General features: G+C 39.9%; 11 protein-coding genes and 1 pseudogene. 11 read left to right on the forward strand and 1 reads right to left on the reverse strand.

The features are described 5' to 3' along the window. Window positions 1-2,540: pseudogene (locus tag Q1R07_RS09030) on the reverse strand (translocation/assembly module TamB); the annotation flags it as partial. A gap of 220 nt (window positions 2,541-2,760) precedes the next feature. On the opposite strand from Q1R07_RS09030, the gene tsaD reads away from it, so the two are divergent. The 11 genes from tsaD (at window position 2,761) to Q1R07_RS09085 (ending at window position 15,883) form a co-directional block, all read left to right on the forward strand. Next, entirely contained in the window at window positions 2,761-3,783 is a 1,023-nt protein-coding gene (gene tsaD, locus Q1R07_RS09035; protein WP_300488874.1) for a tRNA (adenosine(37)-N6)-threonylcarbamoyltransferase complex transferase subunit TsaD, read from the forward strand. A gap of 1 nt (window position 3,784) precedes the next feature. Further along, window positions 3,785-4,489, forward strand: coding sequence for a 16S rRNA (uracil(1498)-N(3))-methyltransferase (locus Q1R07_RS09040; protein ID WP_300488877.1), 705 nt, complete (start codon window positions 3,785-3,787; stop codon window positions 4,487-4,489). 11 nt (window positions 4,490-4,500) lie between these two features. Next, window positions 4,501-5,142 carry a DUF4159 domain-containing protein gene (locus Q1R07_RS09045; protein WP_300488879.1) on the forward strand — a complete coding sequence of 214 codons (642 nt, stop codon included), beginning with the start codon at window positions 4,501-4,503 and terminating at the stop codon, window positions 5,140-5,142. Window positions 5,143-5,485: 343 nt separating this feature from the next. Next, on the forward strand, window positions 5,486-6,442 hold the full coding sequence (locus tag Q1R07_RS09050) for a zinc metalloprotease (RefSeq protein ID WP_300488882.1): 957 nt from the start codon (window positions 5,486-5,488) through the stop codon (window positions 6,440-6,442). 76 nt (window positions 6,443-6,518) lie between these two features. Then, window positions 6,519-7,607, forward strand: a complete 1,089-nt coding sequence (locus Q1R07_RS09055; RefSeq protein WP_300488885.1) for an AI-2E family transporter — start codon at window positions 6,519-6,521, stop codon at window positions 7,605-7,607. Between the two features lie 2 nt (window positions 7,608-7,609). Beyond that, the gene (locus Q1R07_RS09060; protein WP_300488888.1) at window positions 7,610-8,785 is read left to right on the forward strand and encodes a class I SAM-dependent methyltransferase; all 1,176 of its coding nucleotides are present in this window, start codon (window positions 7,610-7,612) and stop codon (window positions 8,783-8,785) included. A 7-nt stretch (window positions 8,786-8,792) separates the two neighbouring features. Beyond that, a complete protein-coding gene (locus Q1R07_RS09065) occupies window positions 8,793-9,368 on the forward strand; it encodes a hypothetical protein (protein WP_300488890.1) in 576 nt (191 codons plus the stop codon). Window positions 9,369-9,870: 502 nt separating this feature from the next. After that, window positions 9,871-10,200: a hypothetical protein gene (locus tag Q1R07_RS09070; RefSeq protein WP_300488893.1), complete on the forward strand. Its 330-nt coding sequence runs from the start codon at window positions 9,871-9,873 to the stop codon at window positions 10,198-10,200. A 132-nt stretch (window positions 10,201-10,332) separates the two neighbouring features. Next, window positions 10,333-10,710, forward strand: a complete 378-nt coding sequence (locus tag Q1R07_RS09075) for a hypothetical protein (RefSeq protein ID WP_300488896.1) — start codon at window positions 10,333-10,335, stop codon at window positions 10,708-10,710. 63 nt (window positions 10,711-10,773) lie between these two features. Further along, window positions 10,774-14,265, forward strand: a complete 3,492-nt coding sequence (locus Q1R07_RS09080) for a hypothetical protein (RefSeq protein WP_300488899.1) — start codon at window positions 10,774-10,776, stop codon at window positions 14,263-14,265. A gap of 19 nt (window positions 14,266-14,284) precedes the next feature. Beyond that, entirely contained in the window at window positions 14,285-15,883 is a 1,599-nt protein-coding gene (locus Q1R07_RS09085) for a hypothetical protein (protein ID WP_300488902.1), read from the forward strand. The last annotated feature ends 11 nt before the right edge of the window (window positions 15,884-15,894 follow it).

Consider the following 15,894-nt stretch of genomic DNA (forward strand, 5'->3'; position numbering starts at 1 on the left):
AGGGAATCGACCGTTAAAGCCGCTGTTGGTAAATAAATGGCTTTGTTTTGTTCGAGATTGACTTCACCGTTTAGTTTTCCGCCAAACGACATATTCTCCAGAGCCGGTGTCACTTTTTCCAGATCGACATCATTAAACGACAGGCGTAACTGTTTGTAGGTCGAATCTTTTAAAACACCTTCCAGTTCCACTTTCTGGTCATTATGCGACAGGATTACTTTTTCGATCGCGAAATCCGTTAATTTTTTATTGAAAACAACTTTGTTGTCTTTGGTATCTTTTTCGTTTAGGAACCACAGATAATCCCTGAAATTGATTTCCGATTTTTTAAGACCCACAACCGACTGGTTCTTTTCGTTGATCGTATGATACAAGTTCAGGTTAAAGAAATCCTGGTTTTTCGGTCCGCCTTTAAACTCCGAACGGACAAAAAGCGTATCGTTCATCGTTACATTGATCAAGCTAAAATCTGAAATTTTATAGCCTTTTGTCTTAATACTATCCAGTTCGACATAGGCATTATACAACGGGTTTTTATTATCCACGTCGATACGGATGTTTTCAAACGTATTGTTATAGGCCACCACACTAGGCGACGAAAAATCCAACTGAAAATCGCCTTTATCGGCATCAATTTTTCCTTTTAGAATGGTGTTTTCACTTACAATTACCTTTGGCAGGAAGATTTCTACAATTTTGTTATAGATCGTAAAGTCGAAGTCCAGAAACTGCCCGGGTTTGAGTTTATTCGGCGAATAGTTCGCATATAAACTTCCCAGTGCATTTTCAATAATCTTACGCACCTGCTTGATTTCATATTTTCCAACCACTTTCCCCTGAATAATATCGGGTGAATTGATCGTTATCGTTCGGACGTTTTGTTCGTCAAAAACCGATTCCACCAGGAAGTCCTGAAAGAAATAGCTATCGGTACTGTTCTGATAGGATGCATTGATCACATTTAATTTTCCGGCCAGATCGTCGAGTGTATTTCCTTTGGCGTTGAATTTTAATTCCCCTTTAAAAATGGAAAGGGTATCTTTTTTCATAAAATTCAACATATGCAGATCGGCATAATCGATTTGCGCCTGAAAATCGTAATTCTTCATACGCGAACTCATATCCACCAATCCGTTGAAATCCATTTTCAGGTTCGGATCATTACTGTTCAGGTAGCCTTTAAAGTAAGGCATTTTCATTTCTCCGTCGATCGTAATATTCCTGTAAGTGTATTTATTATACGTCAGACTTTGAACTTTTCCTTTAAGCTTAGTGTCGAGATATTTTTTATTAAATCCTTTTCCGTTTACATCCAGATCCAAAGTCGCTCTTCCCAGATCTTTTTCTCCGGCAAGCATTCCGATATCGAAATTGTTCAGGGAAATAACGCCTTTGTACGTCGCGTTATTGATATTATTGATATTGGTCATGACCAACTGCGTGTTCAGTTCACCCAATCCGGACATCAGATAAATATCGGCATCAATCTTTGTTTTGGTCAATTCAATGCCACCGACCAAATCCACGCGCCCCAATTTGTGGAGCGTTTCCGGGAGACTTTTCCCCAATACGCGCGGTAGAATTCCTTTTAGATTGGTATAATTGGACGTTACCCGATCAAAATTCCCTTTCATGTAAAACTCCCCTTTTTTATTAAAAAGGTTTTTAAAGTTGACTGTTCCGATAATTTCGGAATCGTTCGTGTCCAACAATCGAAGGTCGTGTGTGGTAAAATTATTCAGTGTTCCCGTAAGATGCGTGGAAAGATAGAAACGCAGGTTTTTACCGAATTCATTATAGAAATAATTCAGTTCATTCGACGAAACGGAAGCTTTTTCCATATTGACATCGAACACGACTCTGTTATTAAAATCCGAGAAGTCTTTCGGTTTGTATTTCATGATCACATCCCCGATCAAGGTCGACTCCTTGGTTTTCAGGTTTAGTTTTTCCAGACGGATATTTTCTTTGGAATAGGTAAAATTCGTCACCATATTTTCCACCAGCAATCCTCTGTGATCCAACAAGGACAATTGTTTGATATCGGCCGTAACCACCGGACCTTTGATTTTAAAGAAATCCAACTGACCGTTAAGTTTGGTAAAGTCGAGTACTTTCGGGTGTTCCAGATTTTCATCGATCAAACGGAAGCGACTGGACGTAACATTCATTTGTGCCACTTTCATCAGGAACTTTCCGGTTCCCGGTTTCCCATCGTCAAAAGCCGCAATAAACTCGTCAAGGTTGGTTTTATCCTCGCCTTTGTATTTTTTCATTTTCAGATTCAAACCATCAATACTGGTTTTTCCGAAAATCAGTTTACCGTTAGAAAGTTTTTTAAAGTCGAGAATATTTGTCTGAAGTCGGTTGATATAGAACAGCGTATCCTTGTGTTTATCGGCCGCATAAATTCCTTTGATTTTTACGCCTCCAAAAACAGTAATCGCAATTTTATCAATATGCATATCGGTACCAAATTCCTTATTCAGTTCTTTGGTCGCATATTTTGCTATTTCGGTTTGTACAAAAGGTAATGACAAGGCAATACCCAACAGTAGTAAAAACAGGATTAAACCTACAATTACGCGAAATAGTATTTTTTTTAATTTTTTGATAGTCCTATTTGTTTTAAATTTGTCGGATCGACTCGTAAATTTAAGCAATTCGTAGGAATAAAACTATTATTTTTTTATTGCCCGAATTTACATTTCAAAGATAATACAGTCGATGGAAAATACATTCAAATTTCGTGCCTTTTTTATGACAAAATCACCAGTATATATACTAGCTATCGAGAGTTCGTGCGACGATACCGCGGCGGCTGTTTTAAAGGACAATAAAGTCCTGTCGAATGTCGTTGCCCGACAGTCGGTTCACGAAGAATATGGTGGTGTAGTTCCGGAGTTGGCTTCGCGTGCGCATCAGCAAAATATTGTTCCTGTAATCGACGTGGCGCTAAAGAAAGCCAGCGTAGAAAAAGATCAGATTTCAGCAGTAGCCTTTACACAAGGTCCCGGACTTATGGGATCGTTATTGGTAGGCAGTTCCTTTGCGAAATCACTGGCTATGGCACTGGATGTACCGCTGATTGCCGTAAACCATATGCATGCCCATATCCTAGCGCACTTTATAGACGAAGACAACTACGATAAACCCGAATTTCCGTTTCTGGCGATGACCATTTCCGGCGGTCATACGCAGATTGTCCGCGTAGACAGCTTTTTTGACATGACCATTATTGGGGAAACAACCGACGATGCCGTTGGGGAAGCTTTTGATAAAAGTGCTAAAATCCTGGGATTGCCGTATCCAGGAGGACCATTGGTAGACAAATATGCACAGTCCGGGAATCCAAAAGCGTACCCGTTTACCAAACCCAAAGTGGACGGATTGGATTTTAGTTTTAGCGGATTAAAAACGCAGATATTGTATTTTGTTCAGAAAAACGTAGCCCAGGATCCGGATTTTATCGAAAAAAACATCGAAGACATCTGTGCCTCGATCCAGTATACCATTATTCAGATTTTGATGGACAAGCTTAAAATGGCTGTCAAAGAAACCGGAATCAAGCAAGTAGCCATTGGCGGAGGTGTATCGGCCAATTCGGGAATCCGTACGACCTTGAAAGAAGCCGAACAAAAATACGGTTGGAAAACGTTTATTCCTAAATTCGAATATACAACCGATAATGCCGCGATGATCGGAATTGTGGGCTATCATAAATTTTTGGAAAACCAGTTTAACGATGCTTCGGTAGTATCGAAAGCACGGATCGAATTTTAATATGCAGTTATTCTATACTCCCGAAATAAACGAGCAACAAAAAGAGTTTTCTTTCGACAAGGAAGAAAGCAAACATATTGTTAAAGTTTTACGCAAACAGGAAGGTGATATTTTAAAAGTAACCAACGGTTTAGGGTATTTATTTACGACAGAAATCATATTGGCTTCCGACAAAAAATGTACGGTGCGAATCACCCATTCCGACTTCTTTGAACCGAACCGATTTTATATTCATATGGCTGTTGCACCAACCAAGATGAACGATCGTTACGAATGGTTTTTAGAAAAGGCAACCGAGATTGGCGTAAACGAAATCACTCCGATTATTTGTGATCATTCGGAACGAAAAACGATCAAAACCGAGCGTTTTGACAAAATCATACAGTCGGCTATGAAGCAATCGTTACAGTTTCATTTGCCAAAACTCAACGAGCCGATAACTTTTAAGCAGTTTTTAGCACAAAAACACGAAGGAAATTTGTGTATTGCCCATTGTGAAGAAACCAGTAAAACATTGCTTAAAAACGCCATCAAGTCCAACGAAAAATATACCGTTCTGATTGGTCCGGAAGGCGATTTTTCGGAAAAAGAAATACAAAGCGCACTGGAACTGAACTATATGCCGGTTTCATTGGGTAACACGCGACTACGCACCGAAACAGCGGCTATTGTAGCCTGCCATAGTATTGTATACGCTAACGAATAACAGCGATTCGGATGAAAAAATTATTCTTACTTTTAAGTATCGGATTTACAGCATTGGCTTTTTCGCAGGAAATCGCCGTTTTAAAATACAGTGGCGGTGGCGACTGGTACGGGAATCCTACTTCCCTACCCAATCTGGCTAAATTTTGCAATCAGAACATCCACACCAAAATCAATCCTAAAACGGCTATCGTCGAAGCGGGAAGTCCGGATCTGTTTTCGTATGCTTTTATTCATATGACCGGTCACGGAAATGTTGTTTTTAGCGATAATGATGTTACCAATCTTAGAAACTACCTCACTTCCGGCGGTTTTCTACATATTGATGATAATTATGGTATGGATCAATACATCCGCAGGGAACTAAAACGAATTTTCCCGAATAACCCGTTAACGGAGATTCCAAACAACCACGCGATCTACCAACAACCTTTTCCATTTCCGAACGGTTTACCTAAAATACACGAACACGACAATAAACGTCCACAGGCTTTCGGTATTTTTATCGACAATCGCTTGGTATGTATGTACACCTACGAAACCGACCTTGGCGACGGATGGGAAGATCAGGAAGTACATAACGATCCCTTCGAAGTACGTCAAAAAGCCTTAAAAATGGGCGCGAATATTGTTAATTACGCTTTTAAAAACTAAACCTGACGGAACAGTCTTTTTTCAAAAACGCCTCGTTTTAGCCAAAACGTTTCCATTATCTATACCCGTTCGTATAAAAGATCGGGAAAACTTTCCATTTAAAATAGCGACCTATTATAATCCTTATGCTTAAAAGCATTTGGAAAAATAGTCCTGTCCAGATCGTTTAGGCTACCGATATAGCTTCTTACAAATTAATTAACAAACTGTGGATTAATCACATTTTTATAAAATTTCTTAATTTTTAATCACTTTTTTAAGGTAATCTTTTTATAATTTATTTTTTTGTTATATTATTGTGTTAATATTTAACCAAATATCATAACTATTTAACAATTTTATTATGAAAAAACTATTATTATCAGCAGCAGTGCTGTTATTCTTAGTCTCGTGTGACAAAGATGAAGCAAGTGTAAACGATTCTGCAACGGGTGCCAAACTAACCGAAAGAGGTTGTGCTTCGCATCAGGTTTTGGAAGAACAATTGCGTCATGATCCGAGTCTGGCTATTAAAATGAATGAAATTGAAGAGTTCACGCAACGTGCCATGCTTCAGAACCGACTTGTAAACGGGAAAATTGAAATTCCGGTAGTTGTAAATGTGTTGTATCGTACTACCGCTGAAAACATTTCACTGGCACAAATCCAATCGCAAATTGATGTCTTAAACAGAGATTTTAATGCCACCAATACTGACTTCGGATCGGTACCGGCTTTATTTGCTGGCGTAAAAGCCAATGTTGGAATTTCTTTCGTATTGGATGTGGTGAATCGTAAATCGACAACCAAAACGTCATGGGGAACCAATGATGCGATGAAAAAAACAGCACAGGGAGGACTTAATCCTACTTCGCCAACAACCAAGTTAAACCTTTGGGTATGTACAATTGGTGGCGGAATCTTAGGATATGCACAATTCCCGGGTGGATCATCCGCAACAGACGGTGTGGTAATCGACTCTAAATATTTAGGAACTACCGGAACCGCAACCGCTCCGTTTAACAAAGGTAGAACCGCTACACACGAAGTAGGTCACTGGATGAATCTAAGACATATTTGGGGTGATGCAACCTGCGGAAACGATTTAGTTGCCGATACACCTACTCACAACGCACCAAACTACGGCGTTCCGGCTTATCCACACTACAGTACCTGTTCGGGAACTCCGGTTGAAATGACGATGAACTATATGGATTATGTAGACGATGCAGCAATGTATATGTTTAGTAACGGACAAAAATCGAGAATGCTAGCTACTTTTGCAACAGGCGGACCGCGTAACTCATTTGCGCAACCGTAAACTTCCGATTTAAAAGTTTAAAACTCGCTGTAATAGCGAGTTTTTTTTTTATCTTAGTTTTCCTAATAAAGATACTATGAACGCTAAAGAAATCTCCAATGGAATTGTGAGTGCCGCGGTAAAACTGGCCTTGATTACCCTGTTATTATTTTTTATATATCAGGTACAATCCGTATTCGTATATCTATTGGTAGCGCTGGTAATCAGCCTGATCGGAACGCCGATTATGAATATCTTAAAAAAGCGTTTAAAATTCCGTCATACGTTGGCCGTGGTAACCACGATGATCATTTTTATTCTGATCGCTGTGAGTTTGATCATGATGTTTGTTCCATTATTATTGTCACAAGGACAAAATCTGTCTCTTTTGAACACCGCTTCGATGGAACAGGATTTTAATAATCTTATTTTTCAGATCAGTTCTTATCTTAATGATCATAATATAGATGCCGGAAAACTGATGGAAAATTCGAATTGGACTTCAAAGATCAACTTTGACCTTATTCCGAATTTTTTAAATTCCCTGATTGGAACGCTAAGTAGTTTTGGCGTTGGAATTGCGTCGGTATTTTTTATCACCTTTTTCTTTTTAAAAGACCAGGATCTTTTTATTTCGATTTCAAAAAAAATACTACCGGATCAACATGAAGACAAAATCCTGTCGTCGGTAGAAAAAATCAACGAGTTACTTTCCCGCTATTTTATCGGTTTGTTATTGCAATTGTTTATCGTATTCGTTTTATACCTGATTGTATTATTGATTTTTGGTATCGAAAACGCCTTTGTAATCGCATTTTTATGTGCCGTATTGAACATCATCCCGTATATCGGTCCGCTAATTGGAACCGTGTTAGCGCTTACGTTAACACTACTTAGCAATCTGGGAACCGATTTTAAAACCGAAATGCTACCGACCGCTATTTATGTGATGATCGGTTTTATGGTGGTACAGTTAATCGACAATAATATTAGTCAGCCGATAATTTTTTCAAACAGTATTAAGTCACATCCACTCGAAATCTTCCTGGTAATTCTTATTTTTGGGCTGCTTTTTGGTGTATTCGGAATGATTTTAGCTGTTCCTTTATATACCGTTTTAAAAGTAATCGGGAAAGAATTTTTCCCGGATAACCAGATTATTAAAATTTTCACCAAAAACATTTAGTATTGATACCAGCGTTGTTACAACCGGACGTACAGGATTTTATCAACCAGAATTACCTTGCGGATCTTAAAAAACTGGCATTGCGCCGGAACCCGTTTCCGGAAATCAGCTGGCCGGACCTTTTAAACCAGTTACAGGCCAAAAGCAAGGCAAAAGAGAAACTCCCCACCTGGTTTACTGCTGAAAATATCATTTATCCGCAAAAAATATCGATCGAGCAAACTTCATCGGAACAAACCGCTGCGTATAAAGCAACCCTGATTCAAGGCAATACGCTTATCGATCTGACCGGTGGTTTTGGTATTGATGACTATTATTTTGCGCAACACTTTAAACAGGTTACCCATTGTGAAATCAATCCGGAATTATCGGAAATCGTTGCGCATAATTACACCCAATTACATATAAAAAACATTGATTGTCAGCAAGGTGATAGTCATGATGTCATTCAAAAGTTGAATACTCGTTGGGATTGGATTTATATCGATCCTTCCCGTCGTAACGACGCCAAAGGCAAAGTATTTATGCTACGGGATTGTTTGCCAAACGTACCCGATTCGCTGGATTTTTATTTTCAATATAGCGACCACATACTGATCAAAACGGCACCTTTACTCGATATTAAAGCCGGTTTATCCGAATTGCGCTTTGTTCGCAAAATTCATGTTGTTGCGCTCGACAATGAAGTAAAAGAACTGTTATGGGAAATTGAAAAAGACTATGCCGGTCCGATTGAAATCCATGCCGTTGCACTTACCAAAGATGGTGAAACAGTCTTTAGCACGATTTATGATCAATCAATGTCGGCAACCTATTCCATGCCGAAACAGTATTTGTACGAACCCAATAGCGCCATCCTTAAAACCGGTGCTTTCGATGCGGTGAGTGCTATTTATAAAATCGGAAAATTACATCCACATTCGCATTTGTACACTTCCGATGCGCCACTTGATTTTCCCGGACGTCGTTTCCGAATCGAAGTAGTAGTTCCGTATCAGAAAACCGAAATCAAAAGCCATATCGAAGGCAAACAATTCAATGTCACCACCCGTAATTTCCCGTTATCGGTAGAAGAACTCCGTAAAAAATGGAAAATTAAAGACGGTGGAAATGCGTATTGTTTTTTTACCACGAATATCGACAATGAAAAAATTATAGTAATTTGCAGCAAAATTTAAGATTACCATGAGAAAACTCTTTCTAAGCCTGTTCTTTTTCCTAAGCCTATACTCCTATTCGCAAACGATTAAATGTGAATACGATTACGATGAAAAAACGGATTCCACGTTGATCAAAAAAACACCGGACTACCTGATTCATGAAAACGTATTTGGAACAACCTCCACTTTTGTGTTTTTCTCATTGGTTAATTCAGATGGAACGCCTTATTTAAACCTTCATATCCTTAAAAAGAGTAAAGACTTTATCAAAGCGACCTGCGTAAATGCTGCTTCGCGAATTTTTCTGCAATTGTCCAACGGTAAGATTGTTACCTTGATTAACAGTTCTGATGAAAATTGTAGCAACCTGACCTATAATTCGGCTGAGCGCGATAACATTTCGATTCTTAACAGTTATTTTCTGTTTTCGAAAGACGGTTATGAAGATCTGAAAAAATATCCGATTACTTTGGTTCGGGTTAAATTTGCTTCCGAAGTCATTGATTATGTCATGCATAAGGAACTCCGATCGGATACCTTTAAAGACACGGTCTATAATCCCGAAAATTATTTTATAAACTACCTCAAATGTGTAGAATAGCAAAAACCGGCAATGCCGGTTTTTTTATTGTAATAATATCAGATCGTTTCTATTTTTTTAGTTTCTCCTTATCCGTCTCTGCGATTGTAACGAGTGTCGTTAGTAAGAGCTGGAAATATTCTTGGGTTTGTATTTTAAAATATGATAGAAAATCTTTTATAGCAAAGTCATTTGTCTGCCAAACACTTTTCTAAAAGATAAAGCTATTTTAAATTTCAATACAAAATGTAACTTTTTAGTTTTAAAATATTCCAAATCACATCATTAAAACCTCATTTTGCGAAATAATACAAATTAAAAAATCGCAATTTATTTAAAAATCATTAAAAACAGGTAATTATACGTTGCCCCTTTTTTTAAAAGGATTCTACATTGCACTAGCAAAAAGCGCTCAAATTTACTCTTTTAACATCGCAAATCGTGGAGTCCAGAAACCACTAAAAAAACGGGGCGTTACTGAAAAGCCTTACGAGTAAGAATCAACCAACAAACACAAAAAACTATGGCAACTTATCCTTACACACAAGTGACTTTGCTAGTAAACAGTATTCAGGCGACTACTGTTGTATCTATTGTATCCGGAATGCAAGTATCCACAACTACTTTTACTTCACCAGCAGGTGATTTAGGTTCGGTTACACTATCGCCGGTACAACCAACTGCTACAAATGTTGAGTTTCAAGCGGGTTTACAAACCTTACAAATTGACACGATGACTTTTAGAGCACAATTCGGACTTGACTCCGGTCAGGTATTTGCCAGTGGACGTGCTACCGATCAGCAAGGTCAAAACGAAACGGCTTTCTCTAAACAAATAGCGACCTGGTCATAATCCTGACTGATATACCGGAAAATTTCCTGGGTTTTGCAAATGTTCTCCACTAAGATCACTAGGCTTGTTTCAAACAGGCTTCATACTTGTATCTTTTGGGTATTGCTTTTGGGCATACTCACGGGCTTGCCTGTGACTACCACAGCCCAGGAAATTCCTTCCTATACGTATCAGGATAGTACCGCGATCATTAAACCCGGTACGGGAGGCATTCGCTATTTTGGCGATCTTTCCATACAATACAATATCGACAGTACCGGTAAAATTGTGGTATGCACCTTAACGCTCAATACGGTAATCGTTGGAATCGTTTCCTTAACCGGAACCAATCCTGTTTATCCGTTTGACGTAAAAGCCGGACTTGGTTCGGCAAACGGAACCCTAACCCTGAATCTTGTTTACCCTCCGTTAATTGCCACTTTAAAAGGTGATTTTAGCTATTCCGTTTCGGCCAACAATACCCGTTATCCCTTTATGGGCGATCTGGTAGGCTGGTATATTCCAAACTGAATCGCAAACAAACTTGCCGGAACTAGCGGACTATTTTTTACTTAACCTAAGTTCATTACCGATATGGCAAGTTTACAATTTACCAATACCACATCCGGAAATGCCGCTTTATATGTTGCCAGCGATAATTCGTACTGGTTTGCTTATTTACTGGCAAAAGGTGTTTCCATTCCGGAAAGCGATACACTTACACTGGAAGAATTACCCAATTATAATGGCTACTTTTTATTTGCTTATAGTAGTCCAACACTGGATGCGACCACGTTCGTAAACAATGTCTACACCTTTTTAGGCCCTTTAAAAACCTATCAATCGGCTTCGGTAGTTTGGTTTAAAGACCCGAATGCCACACTTACCACCAGTAATACCACTCAGCTTATATTAACAGGCGGCACCAATGGTGCTTATTCTGTTTTAAGTACTTACAATTTTAACTTCGGCAATAACTATGCAACCCTGTTTATTAGTAATAGCAGTGTCGCACTCAATATAGATTTTACCAACAATACGTTTCTGATATCCGGGCAGATTGGTGCTAACAATTACACCTTCCGTCCGAACAATCAATCCTCATCGTCTCAGATCATGGGGAACATCGAAATACCCCTTACCGGAAAAGGTCAAGGGCATTTTCGTTTTGTATTGGGCTTTTACGCCGCTTCCGATTTTACGAGCTTTAACGTAGCCCAACAATATTGTTTCCCGGACAGTACCAATAATAATACGCCTACCGTGATCAATTATTCGCAAATCGTTCCCGGTAATATGAATGACCTGATCCAGATGCAGGCCAGTATTTTCCCCTGTGATTTATTAAACAAAAACGGACTCAACTCCTATCTGGCTTTTTTAGGAACCACTTATAACACCAACACAAAAGGCTATCGGCTTACGTCACTTTCTTCCTATTATCAGACGAATTTTGGCTATCCGATACAATTGATCCCGTATACCAACTTTTCCGATATCGGCACCTCCAAAAACTATCCGGAAGCCAATTGCGGCCTACTCGTTTTTAGTGAGCAAAGCCCCGGTAACCAATCGGCCATATGGTATATGGTGCCACAGGGTGCGCTTACGCTAACACTGGACAGTGCCTATAAATCCTATGTCGATACTCAGGAACAAATGCAGTTGATGTGCGGACTTAGTGCTACGGAAACGATTAGTTTTACACCGCAATTTATAGACGCTTCCCTTGTTATAACCGGAACCGGAGACTGGCTGTATTTTAATCCGAATCAGTATGCCTATGCGCCTCAGTTTCCCATTCAGGCAACGCAAAATGTCGTAGGAAGCAACACCACTCAGGAATGGTTGTCCTACCAATATGATACCGCCTGGAGTGGAATCGTAATGGTCAACACCAATAAAACGCCAATTGTTTACCATGCGCAACCTCAGGGTTCTGCTTTATTCGCGCCGACACAGGATGTTAGTTCACCTTTATTTGATCATCTAGTTACCGGTTCCGGTGTCTTATCCGCCGCTCAGGAAACCATTTATGTTCCGATGGTTCCGTATGGAAACGTACAAACGAGTTCCTCGGCTACTGTTGATTATTCCTTATTTGAAAAACAGATCTTAAATCCGACGCGAAAAAACCTGATTGCACAGGCGATGCAAAAACAAAATATATCGGCAGCTCCAAATGGATTACACAGCGCACGTGCCGCCACCGAAGATACCGGAATATCATCCACCAGTCCACAGGGTTTTTATGTCAATGTAAACCAGCAAACCGGCGTTTGGGATGTATTGCAACTGGCCAGTAATCAGTTTATGACAGCCGAAGGAACCTTGTCTAAGGTTTTTGACCTTCAGTTTACTCCGGCGAGTTCGACCTTACAAACCGCATTGCAATCCAACCAGTTATTTCTGGTGATATCCTACAATGAACAACTCAGCGATGGTACTTATGTACTGGATAATTTCAGTAATGAAATGGAAATCGCCGAATGGCCTTTTATCCTTAACGTTCCGAAAGAACCAACCAACGGGAAATATAAAAACGTTTTGATTTTTAAATTCTGTACCGGTGCCTTAATCGACAAAGTACAAAACATACAGGGATGGAATTCGCCTGACACTTTTAACGACACCAGCAATAGCGGCCTTCCGAATCTGAGTATGTGGCTCCAACAATATATCCAAAGCGGTATGGATCAATATACCGTCCGAAAGGATCTCGATTATGCCAACTTTTACAATATTGCGACCAATCCGAGTTGGCAAGGCGTTATATCCCTGGCGGTAGACATTAGCGTACAGGATTTCCCGGTTGAATTACAAGGCTTATTAGCCGGAATCGATTTAAGTCGCTTTTATGCCCATCATTTCGGAATCGACATCAGCATCGTGAACAACGACAACGGAAAAGTGGCCATGCAACCCAGCAGTTCGATGTTCGCATTGATCGATTATCAGGATCAGACCTTTTATGGCCTGGGATCAAATCCGGATGTCTATAAAGCCAAAGCGCCCATTAACGGTGCGGTTGATTATGACTTTGTCGTCCTGCAATTAAAAATAGTCTTTACCAATAGTAAAATTTACAACTATAACAGCTATCTCGCACTTACCGTCAACAAATTATTTGGTGAGAAAATCGATTCCAGCAATCGGAACAATTTGATCATATTAACCGGAACCTACGAAAACAGTAATGGCGTACCGTCGTATACGTTTATGAATACGTCCGATAATATCCTGAATCTGGTTAACACCAACATCATTACGGAAGTCGAAATCATAAAAACCACCTTTGTAACTGTAGTGCCACAGGATGATGAAGGAAGCAGCACCGTTTACTCGAAATTCTCGTTCTGGGGCTTTATCAATTATACCAAACTGGATGGCTTTGACCTGTTCTCATTTGGTACCGAAGCGGGCAGTCAGAACAATCATTTTAAAGGACTATCCTATTCCAATATGTATATTGACCTTACGTTTCAGCTGGAAACGCCAACCGTCAAAACATTTACTTTTGATATCGGACAAATGGCATTCGACATCGGACAAAGCACACCACGTGCCGACAGTTTATATTCCCACTTTCCGTTACAACTTTCGGGAATCAGTTGGGGAAACAACAGCGATACGCCTACCCAACAGGGTTATCTCAATGTATCGATGCCGGAATTACAAAACCAGCAAAGCGTAAGCGGCGAATGGTATGCTTTGGTATTTAACCTCAATATGGGAACACTGGGCGCCTTGGCCAGTTCGGCTGGTTTTACCTCCTCTTTTATGATGGCCTGGTGTGTTGGCGCCAAAGGAGCCTGGGCGGGTGTAAAACTCCCGGGTGTTAATCCGCAGGCGCCATCCTTTAGCTTACAGGGCGTACTCAAACTCAACATCGGTTCTATTATGCTACAAACAGCCACCGGAACCGACAGCATCGCCTATCTGATGAAAATAAACAATATCGCTTTGGACGTATTTAGCCTTTCGTTTCCGCCGGGTGGTAACATCAGTTTTATGCTGTTCGGAAATCCGGCCTCCGATGCCAAACCCGAAAGTCTGGGATGGTATGGTGCTTATGTCAAAAATTAAATAATTAAAACAGAACCCCATGTCTTTAACCGACCAAATACAAGCATTAGTTGACAATGTTGCTGCTATTACAGAAGACAGCGCACAGGAACAGCTTACCATTATTTCCGATTTTCTATCGAGTGCCGAAAATCAAACCATCCGGGTGTATGTTACCGATACCTCCGGAATGGGACATCAATCCAATACAGTGATGATCATGTATCGTTTAATTCAATTGGGTTTTAATCATAACTTCGAAGTCGTCTATGCCGAAAGTGAAGGAGACAATCTAACTGCCAATAAACTTTCCAAATTGATTCCCGGATTTATGCCGAATGGCAACAATCCGGTAACTGTAACCTTAAGTACCGATCCCAAGGTAGATGCCTCCATGATTCCCTTAACTTATTTTAAAACGAATATTGCCGACTACCCGATTAAATATTTTGGATTTACCGGAGGTTATGACAAAAAAAGTACCAATCTGGCTAATGCTCCTACAAATACAGATCCGGGTGTGAATGTAAGCTTCTTTTTAAAACTACAACCGTATCAATGGCCACAACAAAATACGATCCAACGTTTTGGTATAGCAGACCCTATCTTACTTGAAACGGTAGCGGTATTAGGAGCTGCAACATATCAAAAAAAAAGAGGTTATTTTATCAATCCGGCACAACCGCCACCGCAAAATGCTTTTACCGGGACCAGCCAAGACAAATATGTTCCGTATCAAACCATCATAAACGCTTCCAAATCAACTGAAAATCCAATTAACCTGCTACCGGTCTACGGAATTGGTGGAAGCGAAGCATCGGGAGTAACAGATGCCAGCCCGAATATCCGATCTCAAAATGTATTATTCGATCTGATTACAGCTGTTCGTTATGCACAACGCTTTGGCTCCGGAAATCAGCAACGAGGTGCTATTATTGTAAACATTGCCAACATACCGGATACGGCCTACGACTCTTTAGATGAACTCTTAACCGGAGCAGCACCAGACCTTACCACCCTAAATGAAATGGTAACACAACTACCGGCCATTCAAGGGGATTTAGCAACCCATTCGGTTGAAATAATCGACTATTCCAATCCGGCATTAGCCGATAAAATAGCACTTTTAAATGGTACTGATGGTACCTATAAAATACTGGTGGTTAAAATGGGCGGTATTCCGGTGAGTGCTTTTAATTATATGTATTCCCTGAGTACACTCCCTTGTGTACTGGAAGGAAAGGCAACAGCCAATATGGTATTAAATATGAATATCCCCTATCTGAACATTTTAAAGGATAGTAAAGTCGTATATCCTACGCTACCGTTAAACGCAACAGTAGATTGTCAACAGGCAAAAGATTGTAATAATGTTTCTGCTTCGTTTAAAGTAACGCCCGCAACAATGAATACCAAAATGGAAGAAAATCCATTTAGTCTCGATCCGCCATCCGATGGTTTTAAAACCACCCCTGCCTATATCATTAGCGACTATATCGCAAGAATATACAACACCTCTGATTCCCTGAATACCTATTTTACCGACTTACAAGCATTTTTCCAAAACCAGCAGCAGGATAAGTTATATCTGGGACTTCTTTATTTTATCAGTTATAAAGACTCCCTAAACACCATTTAAAGCACTACCAT

This window comes from Flavobacterium sp., from assembly GCF_030146175.1.
Lineage (GTDB): Bacteria > Bacteroidota > Bacteroidia > Flavobacteriales > Flavobacteriaceae > Flavobacterium.

Coding starts and splice junctions, on each gene's coding strand:
- tsaD (WP_300488874.1), top strand. CDS start 2,761: ATGACAAAATCACCAGTATATATACTAGCTATCGAGAGTTCGTGCGAC.
- Q1R07_RS09070 (WP_300488893.1), top strand. CDS start 9,871: ATGGCAACTTATCCTTACACACAAGTGACTTTGCTAGTAAACAGTATT.
- Q1R07_RS09045 (WP_300488879.1), top strand. CDS start 4,501: ATGAAAAAATTATTCTTACTTTTAAGTATCGGATTTACAGCATTGGCT.
- Q1R07_RS09085 (WP_300488902.1), top strand. CDS start 14,285: ATGTCTTTAACCGACCAAATACAAGCATTAGTTGACAATGTTGCTGCT.
- Q1R07_RS09055 (WP_300488885.1), top strand. CDS start 6,519: ATGAACGCTAAAGAAATCTCCAATGGAATTGTGAGTGCCGCGGTAAAA.
- Q1R07_RS09040 (WP_300488877.1), top strand. CDS start 3,785: ATGCAGTTATTCTATACTCCCGAAATAAACGAGCAACAAAAAGAGTTT.
- Q1R07_RS09050 (WP_300488882.1), top strand. CDS start 5,486: ATGAAAAAACTATTATTATCAGCAGCAGTGCTGTTATTCTTAGTCTCG.
- Q1R07_RS09080 (WP_300488899.1), top strand. CDS start 10,774: ATGGCAAGTTTACAATTTACCAATACCACATCCGGAAATGCCGCTTTA.
- Q1R07_RS09065 (WP_300488890.1), top strand. CDS start 8,793: ATGAGAAAACTCTTTCTAAGCCTGTTCTTTTTCCTAAGCCTATACTCC.